At 58.0% G+C, this 19,379-nt stretch carries 22 protein-coding genes; 19 read left to right on the top strand and 3 right to left on the bottom strand.

All coding sequences use genetic code 11. The annotated features are described in order from the left end of the window. The first annotated feature begins 8 nt into the window (after window positions 1-8). The 5 genes from DOD19_RS25705 to DOD19_RS27795 all read left to right on the top strand — a co-directional run bounded on the left by DOD19_RS25705 (window position 9) and on the right by DOD19_RS27795 (window position 3,509). Window positions 9-1,049: a phosphoadenosine phosphosulfate reductase family protein gene (locus tag DOD19_RS25705; RefSeq protein ID WP_024979608.1), complete on the top strand. Its 1,041-nt coding sequence runs from the start codon at window positions 9-11 to the stop codon at window positions 1,047-1,049. A 112-nt stretch (window positions 1,050-1,161) separates the two neighbouring features. Next, on the top strand, window positions 1,162-1,836 hold the full coding sequence (locus DOD19_RS25700) for a hypothetical protein (protein ID WP_024979609.1): 675 nt from the start codon (window positions 1,162-1,164) through the stop codon (window positions 1,834-1,836). 197 nt (window positions 1,837-2,033) lie between these two features. Further along, complete coding sequence (locus DOD19_RS25695; protein WP_231973472.1) at window positions 2,034-2,360, top strand: hypothetical protein; 327 nt, start codon at window positions 2,034-2,036, stop codon at window positions 2,358-2,360. A gap of 406 nt (window positions 2,361-2,766) precedes the next feature. After that, on the top strand, window positions 2,767-3,294 hold the full coding sequence (locus DOD19_RS25690) for a hypothetical protein (RefSeq protein WP_024979611.1): 528 nt from the start codon (window positions 2,767-2,769) through the stop codon (window positions 3,292-3,294). A 77-nt stretch (window positions 3,295-3,371) separates the two neighbouring features. Next, window positions 3,372-3,509, top strand: a complete 138-nt coding sequence (locus DOD19_RS27795; RefSeq protein ID WP_182557887.1) for a hypothetical protein — start codon at window positions 3,372-3,374, stop codon at window positions 3,507-3,509. A 460-nt stretch (window positions 3,510-3,969) separates the two neighbouring features. Here the strand turns inward: DOD19_RS27795 and DOD19_RS25680 are convergent, their stop codons facing one another. The 3 genes from DOD19_RS25680 to DOD19_RS25670 all read right to left on the bottom strand — a co-directional run bounded on the left by DOD19_RS25680 (window position 3,970) and on the right by DOD19_RS25670 (window position 8,891). After that, window positions 3,970-7,137 (bottom strand): helicase-related protein, encoded by a 3,168-nt coding sequence (locus tag DOD19_RS25680; RefSeq protein ID WP_024979613.1) that lies wholly within the window; start codon window positions 7,135-7,137, stop codon window positions 3,970-3,972. Beyond that, window positions 7,134-7,955 (bottom strand): hypothetical protein, encoded by an 822-nt coding sequence (locus DOD19_RS25675; RefSeq protein WP_024979614.1) that lies wholly within the window; start codon window positions 7,953-7,955, stop codon window positions 7,134-7,136. The genes DOD19_RS25680 and DOD19_RS25675 overlap by 4 nt, the downstream gene beginning before the upstream one ends. 114 nt (window positions 7,956-8,069) lie before the next feature. Continuing rightward, window positions 8,070-8,891, bottom strand: a complete 822-nt coding sequence (locus DOD19_RS25670) for a hypothetical protein (protein WP_024979615.1) — start codon at window positions 8,889-8,891, stop codon at window positions 8,070-8,072. A 369-nt stretch (window positions 8,892-9,260) separates the two neighbouring features. On the opposite strand from DOD19_RS25670, the gene DOD19_RS25665 reads away from it, so the two are divergent. From DOD19_RS25665 to DOD19_RS25605, 14 genes are all read left to right on the top strand, one after another. Further along, window positions 9,261-9,887: a hypothetical protein gene (locus DOD19_RS25665; protein ID WP_231973470.1), complete on the top strand. Its 627-nt coding sequence runs from the start codon at window positions 9,261-9,263 to the stop codon at window positions 9,885-9,887. 117 nt (window positions 9,888-10,004) lie between these two features. After that, window positions 10,005-10,598, top strand: coding sequence for a hypothetical protein (locus tag DOD19_RS25660; RefSeq protein WP_024979616.1), 594 nt, complete (start codon window positions 10,005-10,007; stop codon window positions 10,596-10,598). Window positions 10,599-10,703: 105 nt separating this feature from the next. Further along, on the top strand, window positions 10,704-10,877 hold the full coding sequence (locus tag DOD19_RS25655; protein ID WP_235193286.1) for a hypothetical protein: 174 nt from the start codon (window positions 10,704-10,706) through the stop codon (window positions 10,875-10,877). 1 nt (window position 10,878) lies between these two features. Further along, window positions 10,879-11,712 carry a hypothetical protein gene (locus DOD19_RS25650; RefSeq protein ID WP_024979618.1) on the top strand — a complete coding sequence of 278 codons (834 nt, stop codon included), beginning with the start codon at window positions 10,879-10,881 and terminating at the stop codon, window positions 11,710-11,712. A gap of 53 nt (window positions 11,713-11,765) precedes the next feature. Next, window positions 11,766-12,092, top strand: a complete 327-nt coding sequence (locus tag DOD19_RS25645; RefSeq protein WP_024979619.1) for a hypothetical protein — start codon at window positions 11,766-11,768, stop codon at window positions 12,090-12,092. Between the two features lie 20 nt (window positions 12,093-12,112). Beyond that, window positions 12,113-12,853 carry an A24 family peptidase gene (locus DOD19_RS25640; protein WP_024979620.1) on the top strand — a complete coding sequence of 247 codons (741 nt, stop codon included), beginning with the start codon at window positions 12,113-12,115 and terminating at the stop codon, window positions 12,851-12,853. Window positions 12,854-13,029: 176 nt separating this feature from the next. Then, window positions 13,030-14,805: a PRTRC system ParB family protein gene (locus DOD19_RS25635; RefSeq protein WP_024979621.1), complete on the top strand. Its 1,776-nt coding sequence runs from the start codon at window positions 13,030-13,032 to the stop codon at window positions 14,803-14,805. A 116-nt stretch (window positions 14,806-14,921) separates the two neighbouring features. Then, entirely contained in the window at window positions 14,922-15,425 is a 504-nt protein-coding gene (locus DOD19_RS25630; protein WP_024979622.1) for a PRTRC system protein E, read from the top strand. 12 nt (window positions 15,426-15,437) lie between these two features. Then, window positions 15,438-15,650, top strand: a complete 213-nt coding sequence (locus DOD19_RS25625) for a PRTRC system protein C (RefSeq protein WP_024979623.1) — start codon at window positions 15,438-15,440, stop codon at window positions 15,648-15,650. Window positions 15,651-15,653: 3 nt separating this feature from the next. Further along, the gene (locus DOD19_RS27620; protein WP_162634492.1) at window positions 15,654-15,881 is read left to right on the top strand and encodes a hypothetical protein; all 228 of its coding nucleotides are present in this window, start codon (window positions 15,654-15,656) and stop codon (window positions 15,879-15,881) included. A 155-nt stretch (window positions 15,882-16,036) separates the two neighbouring features. Further along, window positions 16,037-16,924, top strand: coding sequence for a hypothetical protein (locus tag DOD19_RS25620; RefSeq protein ID WP_231973468.1), 888 nt, complete (start codon window positions 16,037-16,039; stop codon window positions 16,922-16,924). A 1-nt stretch (window position 16,925) separates the two neighbouring features. Beyond that, window positions 16,926-17,657: a PRTRC system protein B gene (locus DOD19_RS25615; RefSeq protein ID WP_231973466.1), complete on the top strand. Its 732-nt coding sequence runs from the start codon at window positions 16,926-16,928 to the stop codon at window positions 17,655-17,657. Next, on the top strand, window positions 17,657-18,295 hold the full coding sequence (locus tag DOD19_RS25610) for a PRTRC system protein A (RefSeq protein ID WP_024979626.1): 639 nt from the start codon (window positions 17,657-17,659) through the stop codon (window positions 18,293-18,295). The genes DOD19_RS25615 and DOD19_RS25610 overlap by 1 nt, the downstream gene beginning before the upstream one ends. After that, window positions 18,285-19,055 carry a PRTRC system ThiF family protein gene (locus DOD19_RS25605; protein ID WP_024979627.1) on the top strand — a complete coding sequence of 257 codons (771 nt, stop codon included), beginning with the start codon at window positions 18,285-18,287 and terminating at the stop codon, window positions 19,053-19,055. The genes DOD19_RS25610 and DOD19_RS25605 overlap by 11 nt, the downstream gene beginning before the upstream one ends. The last annotated feature ends 324 nt before the right edge of the window (window positions 19,056-19,379 follow it).

Genomic DNA, 19,379 nt, shown 5'->3' with positions numbered 1-19,379 from the left:
AGAAAAACATGTCCATCGACTTACAGATGGGCTTTTGGCCAATCACCGAAGTCGTCACGCCTTTGCCTGAGCCGGTCGAACCGGACCTCGCTACGTACGACAGATTCGTGGTCGGATTCAGCGGGGGAAAGGACAGTGTTGCTTGTGTCCTCCACTTGCTCGAGCGGGGCGTAGATCCAGACAGGATCGAACTCCACCACCACCTGGTTGACGGTCGAGAAGGCTCGGAACTGATGGATTGGCCTGTAACCGAGGCCTACTGTGCAGCGTTTGCACGCGCGTTTGGGCTGAGGCTCTACTTCAGCTGGAAGGTCGGTGGCTTTGAGCGCGAAATGTTGCGCTTGGAGCAGCGGACAGCGCCGGTTGCATTCGATAGCGAAGCCGGCGAAGTGGTGATCTGCGGCGGTGATGGGGGAAAGCTGGGAACCAGAAGGAAATTTCCCCAGGTCTCTGCGTCACTAACAACTCGCTGGTGCAGCGCTTACACGAAGATTGATGTGCTCGCGCGCGTGATGACAACCGAATCCCGATTCCAGTCGGGAAAGACGTTGGTAGTTACGGGCGAACGAGCGGAAGAGTCGGCTTCTAGGGCCCGCTACAGCATGTTCGAGCCTGATCGCACGGACAATCGAGACGGGCAGCGCGTGAAGCGTTACGTAGATCACTGGCGTCCTGTTCATCGCTGGGCCGAACGCCAGGTTTGGGAGATCTTCGAGCGGCATAGGGTGCGTGCACATCCTGCCTACTACTGTGGGTTTGGACGATGCTCGTGCAGGAGTTGCATCTTCGGGTCTCCTGACCAGTGGGCGACAATTGCGAAGTACTATCCGGCTGCCTTTGAGCGGATCGCTAAGTACGAGGAACAGTTCGGCGTCACGATCCACCGCCGAGATTCGGTGCGGATCCGTGCGGCTCAAGGAACGCCTTACCAGGCAGACGAACGCTACTTCGAGCTTGCTGGACGGACCGAATACACCGAGTCGATTCTTATCGATGGCCACTGGGAGCTTCCCGCCGGCGCGTACGGTGAGGCAACCGGACCGATTTGAAAAACTGGGTGCCTGCGCAGGTCGTCAGATCTGCGTAGATCATCATGTTCAACCCATGCGGGGGCGAGCCCCCAAAGGGAGCCGCTTCTCGCAAACAAAATGGAGAAGCAATATGAATCGAGTAATCAAACTGGCGGAGAGCGTTGCGGCTCGCCTCAATGCAGTTGTGAGCATCAGTGATGGTAGTGCCGAAGGCGCGACGTTGTTTGGTGCGGATCTCCCTGGCTATGCTGCGCGTGCCGCGGCAAAGGAACTGGTCGAGAACTGGATCGCAGCGGTAGCCGACGGCAATTCCGACAAGTTCCTTGCTGACGTCGACCAAGTCATCTCCACGCTCACCAAGTTCAAAGAGAAAGCGCAAAGCATCTTGCCTGCGGCGAACGTGATCGATGATGTATGGTCGCCGCTCGCTGGAGCAATGACTGGCAAGCAGTACGTTGCCCACCAGGGCTGTAAGTGCCCGTCGTGTGGAAGTACCGAGGACCTCAGCGGCGACTCGTTCAACGCGGACGGAGGTACCGCCTCGCAAGAGATGGGTTGCAATGCTTGCGAGGCGAGCTGGTCAGATGTGTACGTTCTGGCGGGCTACTCGAACCTGGAGGGGGGCGTCTCGATTAAGGATGTCGACTCTGCAGTTGAAGATGTGAAGAGTCGAAGCAAGCAGTACGGCTTTTCAGTCACGGGAGAGGAGCACGCCAAAGAGGTGCTCGAAGAATCATGTGACATCCTCGGTCTCGTTCTGAGTGAACTGGAAATCAAGCTCGCCGTGGCGAAGTTGCTTTCCTAACCAACCGGAGCGCGGTACTTCATAAGTGCAGTGCTTGCTGTACGGGTGCAGTGAGCCCGATTATCAATACGAATCCTTCGCGGGAGGCTGCATCCCCCGCAAAGGGGCAGCTCCGCGACTTTTTATACATCAAGGAGTCTGTTATGCCGACAAGTACAGTCTGGGTTAAGCCCCTAGTGTTTCTGACGCACCGGGACGTGACCGTCTACCACGCCTACGAGGACGATGACTTCGACCAGGGTGCGTGTAGGTACTCTTACACGACCCACAGCACCACCGATGAGGAGCATTTCGATGTTCGCTATTTGGAGGTGCCGAGTGTGGCTCTGCTCGAGAATCATCCGCCTTTCTTGGCAGCCGACTGCAATCCAGCTTTCGCAACGGCAACCGACGCGCAGAAGGCAGAATGGCAGCAGCAATGGCAAGAGTGGCGCAAGGAGGGTGGCGCGGAAGATCAAGCCATCGTTGCCATCATCAAGGAAGGCATCGACCTTGGTCTGATCTCGCCACCGGAAGTAGAGTAGTCCCAAGTTTTCGCCTTAGAACCGTTCGACGTCCCCACGTCGAGCGGTTTTCTTTTTCGGGCCGGGGAGGTGCATCCAGTCGTGTTGACGATCTAGCGTTTCCACTTCCCATCTGGAAGCGCATCGAGGTAAAATTGGCGTGCTTTTGTTTCACTCCGACGCCTCCCTGACCTTTGTGTCACGGCGTCCGGTAGCTGGGCCGCGATCTAGCCATTTGGTAGTTGCGACTTGCCTTTCCCTTTTTCGGGAGCATGTCAACCTGCCTTCTTCACCTGTTTGATGTCCGATCGCATTTGCGCGGTTTGGCATCGTCTTCTCGCACATCCATTGTGTGTCTGTCACCCCCGGGGCGCCACTTTTTCCCCTGGGGAGACGTGGTGGCTCCAAGTTTCCTTTGGAGAACCACATGTTTCAGAAATTGCTCCGCACTCGCTTGGTTTCCTTTGTCGTTCGTCAGGCTCTGGAATCAGGCGAAAAGCGCGTATGGACGATGACATCCAGCGGTGCTCCTTATGGGTACCGCAATTTCGTTAGCTCGGATGAGCAGGCAGGGGTGATTGTCGAGTGGTGCCTGGAGTCCACGCATGACGCGGATTTGATCCGTCGACTGCAGGTCTTCCACACCACGATCAAAGGTGCGACTGTCGTCGCCTTCGTGGATTCCATTGAAGATCGCAAGCAGTTGCGGTTTTCGTGGATCCGTTATCTCGGGTTCCAACCGGCCCCAACGACTGCAACGAAGACGAAGGTCATCGTTGCACCGAAGATGGCCGAGCAGATGTTCCGAGAACCGGTTGCTGAGGCGCGCGAGCGTCACCTTCAACTGGCTGAAACTGGCAAGTGGGTCTACACCGCGCCGTTTATCAAGTCCGAACCCTTCTACAAGAGGATTCTGGGCAAGATCACGCAGGTTGCAACACTCGCTTTGCGCTGATGTACGTCGTTCCCATCCGGGGCTCCATTGTCCCGGTAGGGGCAGTGGCGCTCCCTTCAACCGAAAGGAGTTCCACCATGTACACCTCGTTCGAGGCTCAAAGCCGCAGGCACGTGATTTCGACAACGGATTCGCGCCGCGTCTACCGGCTCAATGGTTCTGTGCTGACTGATATCAAGGTCAACGGCAAATGGGTGACCGTTTCCGTGGCCTGATCTGTTGGCCAGTGCCGTTCAGGTCTCCACCATCCCGCTTGCGGGATGGTGGTGTCCTTCCCAGCACAATTGAAACCTCCTCTCCTCCTACCTGCAGTCCCCCCCACTTCCAGATGTTTTCCCTCCCCAGCGCTTTGCTGCTTTCGCGGCAATCTGAGCTGTAGTTTCGCTCGCCCAAAAAAAACGCCCCAGGGATGTCCCCGGGGCGTTGCGCTTCTGCTGTTGCTAGTCGTCGGCTTCCTGCGCGCGGTGTAGCTCTGTTACCACTGCACCGGAGCACCGCCAACCTTCGTACTCGCTCTCGGCTAGCCGGTGGACCAGCCGATCGAGTACAACCCGGCTCACCTGGCCGTTCCCATCCTTGAATGTGCCAAGAATGTTGGCGACAACGGGCTGGGACTGACCGGGTCTCCGGATCACAACCGATTCGCTCCCGATTGAGACCGTGGGGAGAATCGGCTTAAGCCGCGATGCGTTGCTGAGCATGCGACACCTCCTTTTCGAGATACTTGCGTAGATCGAGCGCGTGAACGCCCACTAGCTTGGACAGGTCACTGCAGAATCGCCGGAAGATCACGTCCATGTGCAGGAATTCCTGATCGAACGTGGTCGGCGTGCCCCAATCGAAGCCGGCGTTGAAGCTGTCGGCCTTATAGGACACTACTTGTTGCATATACGAATCGATTGAGTGTTCGGTGATGGCGTGGTGCACCTTCACTTCATCCCACTCGTTCTCGTCGCGCAGCGCCCGGGCGATCGCCTGACTCTCCTTTCGTGCGGACCAGCTTTTGTCAGCCAGTAGCACGTCACTGCATTGAGGGATGTTGGTGCCTTCCCCGATACTGCCGTATGTCACCAAAGCAACCGGAACTGTTCCTTTCCGAAATCGCTCCTCGAACTCGGCGTTCCGACGTTTGATCGTCTTGCCGCCGTGGATCACCACTGAATCGATGTGGCGCTTGGCTAAGTGGCGTGCAACCAGTTCTGCATTCCCGGGGTAGCCGGTGAACATTATTGGCCGCCTACGCAGATCCACGAGCTCTTCAATCTTGTCGATACAGAAGCGTTGCTTGCTCGTCAGAGGTGCATACCCCTTGGTCGCCTTCGGATGCTGCGGGAAATTGTTGGCAATCTCCACAGCCTTGATGCGAGCAAGAATGGTGACGAGGTTGTTTCGCTTCCCTTCGTCAAGACCTTCCAGATACCACTTGGAGAAGTCCTCCGACACGACCAGGTAATGCAGAAGATGGTCCATGTCGAATTCAATCAGGTGTGTCTCTGGTGTCGGCTCAGGAATCGAGACGCACGAAGCTACGTCGGGTTCCTTGGCCACGCGGCGCTTGATCCACGGTGCCAACATCCTGCGGTATTCAGCTAGGTTGGCGATCCGGGGTACTTCGCGCTTTGCACCCTTGAGTTCATCTTCGAACTCGCGGGTGACCCAGACAAACTCACAGAACGTGTTCAACACGCGATCAATACCTCGCTCAGCCAGTGCCATGGAGTGGCGCAGACTGGGGTCAAGGTAGTACCGGCGATACCCGTACGGCTGGGCCGCTGTTCCATCTCCCCCTGCGAATGCCAATAGACCGTGACAGTCGCGCGGATAGTTGCCCGCCGGCGTACCGGTGAGTGGGAACTTGCGCTTCGCCGACACCTGCCAAACGGCGCCGGTTTGATCGGTATCGATGTTCCCGAGAAAATGAGCCTCGTCGGGAATAATCGTGCCGACGCGTCGCCTCAACTTCTTGGCGTACGTCATGCGCGGCCGCTCTGGAGTAATGGGAGCTTTCAGCCGATCCACCGAAATGATGTTGATCCGACGCAGGGACTGCAGATGCGCCGGCGTCTCGATCACCTGCCAGAGTTCGCCATCAAGGCAAATCTTGCGGATCTCGATCAGCATCTCGTCGACCAAGGCCGCCTTGAGAACGACCAGCGAATGTTTGCCCCCAAGAAGCAAGGCAATCGCCAGCGCTGCGCGAGCTTTGCCTAGAGCCATAGCCCAGGCAACCACGCCGCCCCGCTTCAGTGCCAGTTCCACCAGGTCGTCGACCTGATATCCGCGAGTCAGCCAGGTATCGATCCCGAGAGAGCGGATCCGAGCCCGCCAGACTGCAGCAAGCTCCGGATTCTGAACGGCGAGGCCTGGGTAGACCTCTTTCCATTCTGATGCCGCCTCCTTCTGGATCAAATCGAAGCGCGCCAAGATGTCCTCGTATGGCAGGACGTATTGCTTCCCTTGGTACTCGAAACGATGCCTGCCGTGCTCGACCTCCACGAAGCTGACCGTGGTACCGGCTTTGATCACTGCAGATCCCCATTTCGTAGGATCGACCAGATGATCCTTCTTGGCGGTTCCCTGCATCGGCCCCTCAGTGTCGGAACCCGTGCCAGGCATCAGCACTGTATGTCGGAAAGGCGTCTTCTGCGTCGCCGTCACCTTGATCTGACTCCGCAGGTAGCGAAGCAAGCCGGCATCGACTACCGGAGTACCGCCCGCACGTCCAATGACTGCGATGAAGTCCCAAAAGCTCTTCATCGGATCCGGCTGTGCTAGATGGATCTGCAGGTCCAGGACACCTTGACCAACGTATTTCACTTCGCGCGGATATCGGTGTTCCTCGTGGGGCCTGTGGGCGCCGATGCGGTCTTGGTATACCGCGTTCAGCACGAGTGCTTCTGTCAGCCCACACCTGAACTTCAGCTTGATCCAACGGCCGTCATGGCACACCCGAACAGCGGGATCGCCTGTGACGGGCCGGCTGATAGCAGGCCCCGATTTCTCCGATTCCAAGTGCTTGAGCCGAGGCTCGCGGCGGATGCCTCCAAACAAGCTTGGAGCCTCCACAGCTGCGCTAAGGTCAGTTACGCGTTGCCGTGTGGCGGGCATTGCGTGAAAGGCCGTGTCAAACAGTGCCACGGTCACGCGAACAGTTGCGTTTTCCTCCCGGAAAACGTCTTGCGGCATGTCGTACATCGCCAGCAGTCGTCGGAACTGATGCTTGGAGTGCTCATTGACCGATTTGAGGTAGACCTCGTCGGCCAGTGTCGTTGGCAGTATCGCGACAACCCACTTTGCCGCGCTAAGCGCTTGGTAAAGTGCATACTCATCACTGCGCGCGCTCGTGCTGGGGCCAAAGGCCCCGTACGAAGTGCACTCGTATGGCGCCAGGAACGGGCTCTGAAGGTTGATAGAGAAGGGCGGATTGATCAGGCAAACGTCAAAATCTTTCGGCCGGATCGATTCCATTCCTGTATGGATGAATTCATACGTGAACCCTGCCTCCCTTGCAGCCTCTCCTAGCGCTGCAATACAACCCTCATCGACGTCCACCCCGTACAGCGAGTGGATTTCAGGGTTTGCCCAGTGCAGCAATCGCCCGCTGCCGACGCTGTTGTCGAGCACGCTCAGCTTCAGCGCCTTTCCTTCAGCAATGCCTTCTTCTTCCGCGATCCTGTTCATCGACGGTTCCACAAGGCGCCAACAGAACTGCGACAGTGCCACAGTGGTGAAGAACTGACTTTGGTGGACTTGTCGAGCTTCGTGAAGCCCGGCAAGTGAGCCCGCTTTTGCCGTCATTGATCCTTTTGATCGGATCTCGAGCAAGCTGCTTGCCCAGCTCATGCTGCCTCCGATACCGGCGTAAAGCCGAACTCACCGAGGAAGAGTTGCAGCTTCTCGGACGCCTTAGCATCGAATGCAAACTCGAACCGGTTGTAGAAGGTGGTTATTTTGATTTGGCCACCTTCGACGTTGCCGTAGGTAAATGCCTCGCGCGAGTGCACCTGATCACCACGTTGTGACCACACGTTCAGGAACGTACTCATGCCGTGCTGAAGCGCAAACATGTCGCCCCAAGAAGCAAACGACTTCAGGGCAATCAGCGTACGAGTCAGCCGTTGGGCGTTACCCCAGTCGATGGTGTAGCGAGTGCTGTACTTCTGCGTGGCACGAATGTCGAGATTGAGAACGATCCCGCCTCTGCGGCGCTCGACGCCCGTCTCTGGCTTGATGCGGAACTCATCGATAAGGACAGAAGAGGCTTGCTGGTACGCATTCTTTGCGCCATTGCCTCCACCGTACCGCTTCTCAAGTTCCTGCCAGAAGACGTGTGCATCGAACTCCGTCCGCTTCTCATCGGAAAAACCAACAGCTTCAGCGATTTCGCTCCAGTTGATTTCGAGTCGAGACGAGGAACTCGGAGAGTACTCGTTGATCGCGACTTGAGTCAGCCTTTGCATCAGCCCGGTTGCGGCTTTACGCAGATGCTTGCGTTGGTCGATCTCGTCGTACTCCGGAAGAGCGGTCATGAAGCGTTCGCTTCCGAACATCGCAGTTTCGACTTTGCGCAGACGAGTGATTTCCTTTCCATGCCCCAGAATTGTTTGAGCAACTTCTTCCCAGTACTTCTGGGTGGCATCGATCAGTTCACGAACTTCCATGTTTTTCTCCAGCGGTTTTGGGAGAAACACACGGCCCCCCAAGGGCGCATGTGTCCCTCTAGGGTTACGGTGCAATGCACCTTGCAGTGTCTGGTAGAAGCGTCCTACCCGGACTCAATCTGCCGTTTGTAGCGGCGCGAAATAGAACTCGCCCAGGAAGAGGGCAAGCGGTTCTGCAACAGGGCGCTCGAACATCCACTCGAATGACGTTTGGTAGGTCACGAGCTTGATTCGACCTTCCTGCGCGGAGCCAAGTTTGAAAGCCTCACGGGACTTAACGCCAGCTGGGTAGCTGAAATGCGGTACCAATTTGGCGATGTCCTCTGCCAATCCAGGTTTGCCCGCCCAAATTGCAAAGCTAGCAAGCGCTGGGAGCACTTCCAGCCGGAGTGTTTCGCTCTCGGCATGACCGAGCACCGGCACGCTGTAGGACTTGTCCACGTAGCGAATATCCCGCGTGAGCTGAATGCAGCCATTCTTGGTGAGTACGTCGTCCCCCGCGGAGAGAGAGAAGTACTTCCCAAGCGATTCGCCGCGTTTCTTGTAGGCGAGTGTGTGACCGATGCCATCCCTGTACTTCGCCTCGAGTGCGCTCCACAGGCCGCTTGGGCTAAAGGATCCGGGCTTTGCCCGATACCCAAGTTCATCGATCAGTTCTTTGCTGTGCAGCTCTAAAGGTGTCGCTGGGTTTGGAGAAAACTCCCGGACTGCATGGGCGAGCAACTCTTGAATAAGCCGCCAGGCCGCTGACTCGATCCCGTCCTCCGCGGCACGTGTTACGTACTCGGAAGAGGGGCTCGCGTGAGCGGCGTCGCTGGCCATTGCCAGTTCTACCTTGTAGCGATGGTCAAGCTCCAGACGGTCGCGAGCCTGCTGCAGCATGAGATCCTTGTAGGACGCCCAGTACTGCTCCATGCAGTCGATGAAATGGTTCATTGATGTCTCCTGATTGATGGAAGACACCATGCCCCTTGAGGGGAGCGTGATGTCCCCCCGAAGGGAAAGTGGCGCAAGGTGCGCCTAGAAAGGGCTAGGTACGGTCCAGCTACCGGATCAAGGATCGAGGTCGAGTATACCAGCAATTTCCTACCAGGAAATCGAGTTTCGTTGCTGTGCCTCGCCAGTGGAATCGACGTTATTGGGACCGAAAGAGGGCCGGGATGCGGGCTCTTTACGAGTGGTTGGCGAGCCAACGCGACCAGATAATTGAACTATCCAAGATTAGGTTGGCTGAACTGCGCGCGAGCGGGGGAATCGGTCGCAAACCTGATCTCCACCCTGAATCTTCGTGGCGCGCAAACCTACATGATGGACCTGGAAGACGATTTCCCAGCTTCTGATCCGACAAGGATGACCCTATTCGGTCGTTCATTCGACGTGAATCTACCGTTGCGCGTGCTCATGGTGGCTGTGGTGATCCTAGTGGCTTGGACCACGTACACCGGTACTCACCCCGACATCGAATTTCCGTCCGGAGCGCCCGTTGACACCAAAAGCGACTCTTCTTCTGTTGCGGCGGTCGCGGGTGGAGACGCCCCTCAACCGGAGGTAAAGATTGGCGCGAAGTCGACGCTACCAGCGCAAGCGGGCGGCCTCCTTCGTCAGCAGTTCTATTCAGCCTACATGGCCGCCTGCCTCATCAATGCCAAAGCTGGCAAGACTTTGCCTGAAGTCGAGATGTCGCCGCAGCTCGTCAACCGCAAGGTGGCCACCGTCATGAACTTGCCGATTGTGTACACGGCAATCGGCGATTCGGCGTTCAGTCTCACCGTTGGCGGGAACGTCCCCGACGACATCCGATTCTCTGCTGAGTACGCGGAGATCGTAGCCAAAGGACGGCGCATCACGCCGAAATCCTGCGAGAGCGTCGCCGAAGAGCTTCGTGCGCTCTCTGCGCAACAGGGCGGCGGTGCACCTTTAGGCAATCGCTAAACAACTATTGATTGGCTCACAGGTACGGCGCATGGGCCCTCGGTTGATATCAACCACGAAATGCAATTTAGTTTCCGCAACCGATAACCAGGGATGACCTGATTGGAGTCGAAAAGCATGAATGCAACCACGGGTTCCTCACTGCTAAAGTTAATAGAGATTTACGACACTGACGCCGATGATGAAGTCGGCGGGCAAGACTTGCCGTATTTGGTGACGGCTAGCTACGACGGCGACTATCAGGCGGCCGTCGACCTGATTCGCGGCGACAAGTCTTTGGTCGCATTCAACGTTCAACCCGCCGTCGAGCGGTGCAAGCTTCCCGGGCACGTGGAGTTCAGCACGTTCGAATCCCTAGACACGATCTACCGGTTTTTTGGCGGGCCTCGCCCGCTATCGCCAGACCAAGAGCTCTCGAGGCGCTATTGGCAGAGCACCTACGCGCGCACCGTCGGCGAGCTACGCGCAGCACTCGCTAACTTCCCCGACGACTTCCCGCTAATTCACACCGGGCACGACGGGCAACGCGAGGCCATGAATCGGCTCGGCGTCCATGTCACGACGAACGAATGGGAATGGACTACTCCCGAGCATCCGGCTTACGGCCGATACTCAGGATGGGCGATGCGGATCAATGCGGTTGACCTCTTTGAATGGAATCAGATCGCATCCGGATTGTGGACGAATAAGCGGCACGCTGATATCGACTAGGCGTTTGGAAATCGGGAAGACAAGGTGACGTCTCAACGTTGATATCAACCACGAGACCCGGATACCCGAAATATTCAATATGGTGGTGGGAGGAGTCACATGGCTATGACGGCAGCAGACGTGGTCGTGGATCGCACCTACGAGTGCACAGACGGGGAGTTGGGCGGTGAGGTCACCGTGCGAAGTATTAGCGGGGGCCACATTTACTTCGATGGCGATGTCGAGGGCTTCGCCCTGATGCACAACTTCATTTGCTCGTACAAGCCTGCGCTGAACTGACATGCTATTCGGACGACTAGTTGAATGGGGCGCCGTTGCGTCCGGTGCTATCGAGCCAGACAACTTTGCCGCGGCACGCGAGCGGTACGAAGCCATCTGCCTTGAACTCGGTATCAAGAGGGCGCCGGAACTGCGCCTAGCCAAAAAAGTATCTCTCTTGAGCAAGATCGTGGTCGGCGACTGGCGCCGGCGTGACCGTTTCCGCGTGGCCGCTTTCCATGAGGTACCGACTGACGAGTTCTTCCTGCATGAGCTCGCTCACTGGGCGTGTCTCAGTTACGGGGGCTACCGTGGCTACCATGGAACGCCGTTCCTCACGCTCCTCCAACTCTTCTATGAGTTCTACTGGGAAGGGGAGGTCCCGGATGTGATTGAGGCGACTGTCCGTGACGACTGGCCAAAATACATTCGCGAAGAGACCCGGGCGAAGGCGATTGCAGACGCCCGTGCCGCAGTCGAGGGCATCAAAGCTCGCCTCACGTGGGAGGATGGAGCCAATCCCAGCGCTGACTTCTTGGCGCGTGAAGTCAGAAAGGCGTTTCCCCAGCAGTCCACAGGTGGAATCACCGTGCTTGACCGGGTTGTGTTGGAGGATCTGGTCAAGACCCAGCGAGACGGGCTTTTCACGCTGGCGGTTTGGGCGTGCTTGGCGACACTTGCGTTCGCCTTTGCTGCGTTGGAGCTCGCGCCGAATGCCGTAACAAGTGGCCTGATACTGGTTACCGGGTTGTTGACTGTTGCGACGGTGGCAATCATCGCCGCCAATGACCTTTCGCGGCGAATTGGCCGTTGGTGGGCTGGCCTTCGGGCACGCTTTGTTTGGGGGCACCAGTAGGGCTGGTATCTTGGCGTCGGCGGCGTAAGCTGTTCCAAAACCAAGGGAGCTAGATGCAGATCCAGAAGCGATTCAAGGTCGGTTCGACGCCAATCCGACCCACCATGCCCGGTCATCTTCTGCTGGCCGACGACAAGATTCTCATGGCCGAATCGGTCGAAGGCGAACTGGCGCTCCGTGTGATCGAAAAGGGCGGGCGCGAAAGTTACGCGCTGCGCATCCGGCAAGGCGAGATGGCCAACCGAATGCGCTGCAGACGTGGCCAAATCACTCTACAGCACGATGCTGGTATGTACCGGTGCCATATCGAAGCTGAAGAAGCGGAAGTTTCAGACTTTTTTGCGAGCATGCCAGAAGGGTTCTTGCTCGCGGAGCATTGAGCTAGTAGGCGAGGATCCGGATGGAAGTTCCAGTCGTTTTGGGGGCCACTATTTTGGGCCTGGTGGCCGGCGGCTGCAGCATTGCATTGGCGGGATGGATTCCACGATTCCTCGAAGCGCAATGGAGTGTCGACGAAGACGGCGTTGGGGAGGGGCTGGGTGTATTTCTGGCGGCGCTCTCCCGCATGAAACCTCCGAGTACGTGGGCTTCTTGGTCCACCTTTGTAGTCTGCTGCACTCTCCTCGCAGGTGCAGGCCTGCTAGCAGCATGGCGATGGGATTCGCCGGCGACTATCGGACTTTTTGTCCTGTATGCAGCCATGCTCGCGACCTGCGCGCTAGTCGATGCAGAGCATCAAATCATTCCAGACGTCATAGTGTTACCGCTGCTGTGGGGTGGGCTGCTGGCCAATTGTGCGGGCACATTCGTCCCGTTGCAGTCAGCCGTGATTGGTGCTGTCACTGGCTACAGTGCACTTTGGGGGCTGAACTTACTTTTCCAGCTTACCGCTGGACAGTCCGGTATGTACAAAGGCGACTTCAAGATGTTTGCCGCCATCGGTGCCTGGAGCGGTGCGCCGGCGCTGTTGGCCGTCTTGACGACGGCCTTGCTGCTTTTCGCTCTAGTGGCGGGAGTGAGCTTGATGGCTCGGGGCGCTGGTCGCAGGGAGACCCCTTTCGGGCCATATCTGGCCATCGCAGGAGTAGCGGTGCTGGCGTTGTGCGACACCGCTAGCCTTTTCGGCCATCTGTTGCCGTAAACGAGTTTTTTGCCCTAAAATCGGTCTAATTTCTTGGCGGGAAGCAGCAATGGTCCCGTCAGAATGCGCAGCTGGGCGCAACTAGCCAAACGACGACAAGTCGACACTTTCAACCCTGGTGGGATTCATGATCCCACGCGGGGCATGGATTCTGCCTCTGTACTTCAGGAGAATCCATGCAACTCTCAACCGAGACCTCTCTGGTCCCCACTGCACCCTTGCCAGACGCAGGCGCTGTTATGCCGGAAGACAGGGCACAAGCAGTTAACTGGGAACTGGCTCCGGGGGGCGCGAACTTCATCTTTGCCCGCATCGGCGATGTTCGCGTGGTCTATAACCCACGTCAGTTCTTTGAGCCGCAGGCGATGGCTGAGTTGGTTCAGTCCATCAAGTCTCAGGGCATTCTGCAGCCCATCTTGGTCCGTCCGAAGGATGGGTACCTCGAACTCATCGCAGGCGAACGTCGCCTACGTGGCGCGCACGAAGCGTATGGGCCCGACGGGGTAATCCCAGCTTTCTCGCGGGAGATGACCGATGCGGAGGCCGCTGCCGCTGCCGCCGCTGAAAATATCCAGCGCGAAGGTATGTCGGCCACCGAAGAATCGGGTGCCGCGGTTACGGCGATGGGCCTCTACGGTGGTGATCGCAATGAGGTGGCGAAGCGGCTCGGGTGGTCAATGCCCAAGCTGGAAAGCCGCCTCGCGCTGCAAAACTGCATCCCCGCTGTTCAGGACGCGTTGAATGAGCGCAAGATCCTGCTCGGTCATGCTGAGCTGCTCGCAGCCGTTCCGAAGAACGTACAGGCCCAGATTCTTCCGCTCATCATCGAGAAGAAAGTCTCGGTCCCCGATCTGAGGACTGAGCTGGCAGCGCAGGCTTTGCGGCTCGACAACGCGCGCTTTGACAAGAGCGAGTGCGTTTCCTGCCATCACAATTCGGCCAATCAGCGCGCGCTTTTTGCGGAGGCTATCGACGATGGTCGCTGCACGAAGAAATCGTGCTTCGATGCGAAGAACGAAGCGCTGATCGAATCCGTGAAAAAGAGCCTGGAAGGGCAGTATCAACGCATCCAGGTGGTCCGCCCCGGCGACAACCAGACGGTAATCGCCCTCAAGGCGGACGGCGACACGGGCGTCGGCGCCGAACAGGCAGATGCCTGCAAGGGGTGTGCGAACTTCGGTGCCCTGATCTCTGCGGTGCCCGGCAAGGTTGGCCAGACGTTCCCGAACTATTGCATGGACGTTGCATGCAACAAGGAAAAGAACAAGGCCTATCTGGCCACGCTCGCTCCGGTTTCGACCGGCCCGGGCAAGGGTTCTGCGTCGACATCCGGGAAATCGGGTGCTGGCAGCAGCGCCGCCCAGAAAGGGAAGACGGGTGCCAAACCGAGTATCTCGGCAGTGTCGCCTCGCGTGAAGGAATATCGCGAGAAGACCTGGCGGGAGGTCGTGCGCACCGTGATTCTGCGCAGCTCGGCCAAAACGGACGTGCTCATCATCACTCTCGCCGCGCAAGGGCTGCTGCGTCATATCGACGACAGCGCTCTCGCTGAGCAGGTTCGCAAGGCGAGCGGGGGTAAGGTTGGTAACGGCGTCAAGCTGAAAGACAGCCTGGACGTTGTACAAGGCCTCGATGAGACGCCGCGCGGCCGCCTGCTGGACATGGTCGCCTGGTCGGTCGTCGATAAGATCCAGATGTCCGAGGTGAAGGCGCTTGCATCGTTCCTCGGTGTGGACTTCGCCAGTCACTGGAAAGTCTGCTCGGGTCTGATGGAGGTGATGACGAAGGCGGAGATCGAAAGCCTGTGCCAAGAGATCGGCCTGAAACAGCACCTCGACAAGAAGTTCTCCAAGATCATGTCGGGCAAGCGAGACGAGATGATCAAGGGGCTTCTGGCGACGTCGGATTTCGATTTCAACGGCAAGATTCCTGCCGTCATGCTGCTGAACTAAGCAGCCGTGGTTCCTGTCGCTGTCCACCGTTCTGGTGGCCAGCATTTTCTATTTCCGTTCGCGGGTTTCCCCTCTACCGAGAGGCGGAATTCGCACATGCATCCCAAGGAGTTTATATGTCCACGCTGTTCAAACAGCTGCAGTCGCTCGCCCAGCAATCGGGCGGCCGGTTGATGTTCTCGATCGTCGCTGACAAGTCCGGAAAACTGACGGTGGCCGCAATGCCAAAGTCGGATCAGAAGGATGCCAGCGAGAGCGGGCTGCTGACGCCGCTGGTGCTGACGGGTACCCCGGAGGAGCTCGATCTCGAGTTCGTCCGTTGCCTCTCGGAGTTCACGGAGCAACGTCAGTCGCTTGTCGATCAACTTGCCCAAACCAGCGCCGCACTCAATGTGGCGAAGGGGAAGGCTGTCGATAAGGCCAAGGGTGTCGCCAAGCCGGCGCCTAAGGCTGATTCGGGCATCGTTTCCGCTGGCGACTTGATCGGCGCCGAGGATGACGATGAGAGCTCTGAAGAATCGGCTGGTGCTACCACTGCCGGTGTTCAGTCTGATGACGCTGCTACCAACCAGTCCAACGCTACCGGCGGCCTGTTCGGCGGCACGCCGTTGGTGGGCTAAGGAGGACCAACCATGGCACTCACAGTCCAAACGCTGAAGCGCGTCTTCATGTACCACGGCACTCAGTTCGCCGACCCGGGCCCCTCGCTCACGCTCGAACAAGTCCGTGATGTGCTTTCCATGGCGCATCCGGACATTGCAACGGCGGAAATCGAACAAGGGGACGTGCGGGAGGATGGCACCGTTGTGTACAACGTCCGCCGCAAGGTGGGACAAAAGGGCTGAACCATGAAGCCGATGACGTTTGACGCCTGGTTTGCCCAGGCTGAAGGCTCATCGGTGGAAAAGGTGATGGGCGCGGCAGAACCTTCGGGGTCTGCTGCACCCGTGCCCGTACCACCTGAGGAGGTATCCCAATGCGTGTGCATTTTGATGGCGATGATCGCCCAGTCCAAGCGGGATCAGCCAGCCGGCCGATTTTGCCCCGCGCCCCTGGATCTTCCCATTCTTGGCTGAGACTACCGCGGCTACATAGCGATGTTCCGGTCGAGTTTGGCGGGCATCGGGGGCCGCAGTGGCTAGACGCGGTTCAATCGTTGAATGCTTGCAAGATGATTCGATCTTCTGACCTGCGTAGCTGGTATTCGCCAGGTCAGGTTTTCGAAAAGGCAATGTCCCGATGGTTCGCTGAGCGTACCGCCGGGGTTGAGGTCATCGACCTCGATCTGGTCTTCACCACGGTCAGCGATCTCTATGACAGTGGGGCGATCGCTGAGCCTATGGAGGAGGAATCGGACGGTCTTGCCGTTTTTGTGGAGATCGGCCGGTGCGGTCCTAACTTTCGTAGCCTGCGCCGTGGCTTTGAAGCGATGAATGCGATCGCTGATGGGCTGGGGCTCGCGGCAACCACGATTCTCTCTGCCGCTGGTCATCAAATCGGCTGGACGTTCGATCACAAGCACATTCTGTCCAACACGGGCTCATGCACGTATGGATGGGAAGAGTGCTACTCGGACGACGAGCTGGAGGAAGAGGGAGGTGAACCGGAGAACGAGGATGGTTCTGATGCGTTCTTCAGTTACACGCCACGGGCTTTCCGAAGGGATTGCCCGATGCCGGATCTTCTGAAGATGCCCTGCACCAAGGAGATGGATCGCTTCGTGCAGGAAGTGGCAGCGCGGCATGAAGTTCTGCCGCCACTGCTCGCTGACCTTGTCGCTTTGGTCAAGGCGCGCCGGCCCAAGAAAGCAGCTTGGCCGAACATGTGGGGAACCGACTTCACGTCGATGTACCCAGTGTTCTCCCTGGCATGGGATCACCCGGAAGCGCAATACGACGGTAAGCGGGACAACATTTTTCGGGTTTGGGACGACTACGCAAACTTGCTCACTTCGGGTGGCGAGGGCTGGTCGTACGGACTCGGATCTGAAGTGCTGTCCTGTGAGAGCCCCGCACAACTGCGAGGCACCTTGAGAACCTGGGATGCGAAATTGAAATTGCTGCGCGCGACTGATCGCCTGCTGCAGTCGATGACGGATCCCGTTGAATATGGAAATTGACATGATCAATACCCAAGTTGGAGGTGTTGGCGGGTCGCTGCGTTTGGACCACGCCATCCTCATGTACTCGGGCAGTTCCGCGGACGGCCGCCAAGGCCTTGTGACTATCAATCCTGTACGGATCGACGGTGACAACGCAGTGATTGCACCCGGGCAGCCGGCTAGTAAGGCGGCATTGATTGAAGCGCTCGACCAGTTCGCCGATCGCTCGAGCTCGCGTTCCTTGTTCCACCAGCGTGTCCTTGGTAGGGGGCCGGACTATATGGTCTGGTACACCCGTCCAGAGACGCGCCACGTGGCGTTTCGGAATAAGAGCTTCGACGGTGACAAAGCTGGAAGGTGTCCATTACCGGGCCTCGTCTTCTTCGTGAAGAATGACGCCTGGTTCGTCTTCGCTTATGCAGGTAAGGCGAGGCCGACTGAGAAGACTCGGCTGCTGCGCAGCCCTTTCTTCAACGTGTGGGAGGCGGGGCGCATCTGCGTCGGGAATATCGATCTGCCTAAGCAGCGAGTGAATGCCCCAATCGAGCAGTGGGAAGACGCGTTTTTCGGAACGTGGTTTACCCACCCGAATGTGCCGCAGGATCAGCTGCTGAAGAAGGGGGCCAACCCGTTTGTCCTCTGGAAGGAGTTGCTGGAAGGCAAGCATCAAGCCTTTCCGACGCGCGTGCTCAAGTCAGCTGGCGCTACGCTGGGTCAGATGTTCGACAAGCTGGTTCGGGGGGACGAGTGATGGATTCTCGTGACATGTTCCTTCAATCACAGTTTCCGACGCTTCCCATGTCGAAATTCGCCGATTTCGAGCGGCTCGCAGGCGTTGGGCATCGGTTCCTGGTCGGTAGCAACGGCTTGGCGCTCGAAGTCCGTCGCCCGTGGCTGTATATGCGCAAGCTGGCCATGAAGAACGAGAGCGGGTTGGTGCTTCCCTATGGGGAGGTGTCGGAAACGTTCGAGTTGCTGTGTGGCCAGGTGCCCCGCGATCTGCTTTGGCAGTTTGCGGAGCAGGCCAGCAAGGCAGGCGAAATTGAGACCGCGGCGTGGATCACATGGAGTGAGCACACCCGAAAGTTTCGATATCGGCCGCTGGTCGAGCGGAAGGCATCTTCGGCGGAGGTTGTCGTAGAACGCCCGCAGCTCGAGCCCGGTGAGCACCTTGTCGTAGACCTGCACAGCCATGGTAGTTCGCCGGCGTACTTCAGTTCGACGGACAACAAGGACGATCGAGGCGAGGTCAAGTTTTCGGTGGTATATGGTCTTTGCCACCGATGCGATCTCTCGGAGTTCGACGTTGCCGCGCGCCTGTGCGCTCTCGGCATCACGATCCCCGTGAGCGAGCAGTTCTCGCTTGAGGAGGTGCGTCATGCAGCGTGATCACATGGTGCGTTCGGAATTCCTATCGAGAAAGGTTCAGATCGTTGTGGTCGGTGCCGGCGGGAATGGTAGTGCGATGCTCGCTGCGCTGGCCACGCTGAACTACGCGATCGGCGAGCTTGGTCATCCAGGACTCGAAGTCACGGCAATCGACGGTGATACGGTTTCGCCGTCCAATGTGGGCAGGCAGGGCTTTTACCCCTGCGACGTCGGACACTTCAAGACCGACGTTATGATTCAGCGAATCAACATGGGGTTTGGTACTCAGTGGAGGTCGATGCCGGTGATGTTTGACGGGTACAACGTCGACATCTTCAAGACCGACATGGTGATTTCCTGTGTGGATTCGCGGCGTGCACGAAACCTTATCGCCAAGTCGTTTAAGCAGGGGTACTACATGGACCTCGGCAACAACGCGGCGAGCGGTCAGGTTGTCGTGGGAGAGTTCTGCAAAGGACATGGGCGCCAGGACAGACTGCCTCACGCGGTTGACCTGTTCCCCGAGATTGCCGATACGACCCTTCCTGAGGACGACCAACCGTCGTGCTCGATGGCCGAGGCGCTTGAGCGGCAGAACCTGTTCATCAACCGGATGATCGTAGGTTGGGCGTCAGAGCTTCTCTGGCAGATGTTTCGCAATGGCAAGTTGTCTTTCCACGGCAATTTCGTCAACTTGGTATCAGGGCGAGTTGCCCCGATCCCGGTGGATGACGAAGTTTGGACGCGGATGGGATATTCGCCACTGCCGAAAGCGGCGTAGCCTGATCGAAGTTCGATTTGGCTACCAGCCCCAGCCTTCCCCGATGTTGGGGGCGGCTGGGGCTTTTTTTTTTGGTCCCACGATTGTTCTCGCCACTGCTGGGCTTAACCCGGCGGGCCCAACGTTCCTCCGCGTCTGCGTGGCCAACGGGCGGAGGTCGGATTACACGATCCTATGTGCTCCGTCGGGCACGCGTATCAGCCAGGCATTGACCGGCCAGGGTGTCGCCCCGATACTGTATAAATATAAGGGGTATCTATTTAGCTCCAGTGACGTGAGAATAGCTGGATGGAAACCCAGATGCTAACGCCAACTCCTGGAGGG

Origin of the sequence: Ralstonia sp. GX3-BWBA, from assembly GCF_003290055.1 — a bacterium.
In the GTDB taxonomy this organism is placed as follows: Bacteria; Pseudomonadota; Gammaproteobacteria; order Burkholderiales; family Burkholderiaceae; genus Ralstonia; species Ralstonia holmesii.
The sequence above is the reverse complement of the archived record's forward strand: the minus strand, read 5'-3'. Positions and strand labels throughout refer to the sequence as shown.

What these genes read in the sequence shown, in the direction of transcription:
- DOD19_RS25605 (WP_024979627.1), top strand. Translation starts at nt 18,285, where the DNA reads ATGCAGCGTGATCACATGGTGCGTTCGGAATTCCTATCGAGAAAGGTT.
- DOD19_RS25615 (WP_231973466.1), top strand. Translation starts at nt 16,926, where the DNA reads ATGATCAATACCCAAGTTGGAGGTGTTGGCGGGTCGCTGCGTTTGGAC.
- DOD19_RS25650 (WP_024979618.1), top strand. Translation starts at nt 10,879, where the DNA reads ATGCTATTCGGACGACTAGTTGAATGGGGCGCCGTTGCGTCCGGTGCT.
- DOD19_RS25630 (WP_024979622.1), top strand. Translation starts at nt 14,922, where the DNA reads ATGTCCACGCTGTTCAAACAGCTGCAGTCGCTCGCCCAGCAATCGGGC.
- DOD19_RS25660 (WP_024979616.1), top strand. Translation starts at nt 10,005, where the DNA reads ATGAATGCAACCACGGGTTCCTCACTGCTAAAGTTAATAGAGATTTAC.
- DOD19_RS25640 (WP_024979620.1), top strand. Translation starts at nt 12,113, where the DNA reads ATGGAAGTTCCAGTCGTTTTGGGGGCCACTATTTTGGGCCTGGTGGCC.
- DOD19_RS25665 (WP_231973470.1), top strand. Translation starts at nt 9,261, where the DNA reads ATGATGGACCTGGAAGACGATTTCCCAGCTTCTGATCCGACAAGGATG.
- DOD19_RS27795 (WP_182557887.1), top strand. Translation starts at nt 3,372, where the DNA reads ATGTACACCTCGTTCGAGGCTCAAAGCCGCAGGCACGTGATTTCGACA.
- DOD19_RS25620 (WP_231973468.1), top strand. Translation starts at nt 16,037, where the DNA reads ATGTCCCGATGGTTCGCTGAGCGTACCGCCGGGGTTGAGGTCATCGAC.
- DOD19_RS25675 (WP_024979614.1), bottom strand. Translation starts at nt 7,955, where the DNA reads ATGGAAGTTCGTGAACTGATCGATGCCACCCAGAAGTACTGGGAAGAA.
- DOD19_RS27620 (WP_162634492.1), top strand. Translation starts at nt 15,654, where the DNA reads ATGAAGCCGATGACGTTTGACGCCTGGTTTGCCCAGGCTGAAGGCTCA.
- DOD19_RS25705 (WP_024979608.1), top strand. Translation starts at nt 9, where the DNA reads ATGTCCATCGACTTACAGATGGGCTTTTGGCCAATCACCGAAGTCGTC.
- DOD19_RS25700 (WP_024979609.1), top strand. Translation starts at nt 1,162, where the DNA reads ATGAATCGAGTAATCAAACTGGCGGAGAGCGTTGCGGCTCGCCTCAAT.
- DOD19_RS25690 (WP_024979611.1), top strand. Translation starts at nt 2,767, where the DNA reads ATGTTTCAGAAATTGCTCCGCACTCGCTTGGTTTCCTTTGTCGTTCGT.
- DOD19_RS25635 (WP_024979621.1), top strand. Translation starts at nt 13,030, where the DNA reads ATGCAACTCTCAACCGAGACCTCTCTGGTCCCCACTGCACCCTTGCCA.
- DOD19_RS25645 (WP_024979619.1), top strand. Translation starts at nt 11,766, where the DNA reads ATGCAGATCCAGAAGCGATTCAAGGTCGGTTCGACGCCAATCCGACCC.
- DOD19_RS25670 (WP_024979615.1), bottom strand. Translation starts at nt 8,891, where the DNA reads ATGAACCATTTCATCGACTGCATGGAGCAGTACTGGGCGTCCTACAAG.
- DOD19_RS25610 (WP_024979626.1), top strand. Translation starts at nt 17,657, where the DNA reads ATGGATTCTCGTGACATGTTCCTTCAATCACAGTTTCCGACGCTTCCC.
- DOD19_RS25625 (WP_024979623.1), top strand. Translation starts at nt 15,438, where the DNA reads ATGGCACTCACAGTCCAAACGCTGAAGCGCGTCTTCATGTACCACGGC.
- DOD19_RS25680 (WP_024979613.1), bottom strand. Translation starts at nt 7,137, where the DNA reads ATGAGCTGGGCAAGCAGCTTGCTCGAGATCCGATCAAAAGGATCAATG.
- DOD19_RS25655 (WP_235193286.1), top strand. Translation starts at nt 10,704, where the DNA reads ATGACGGCAGCAGACGTGGTCGTGGATCGCACCTACGAGTGCACAGAC.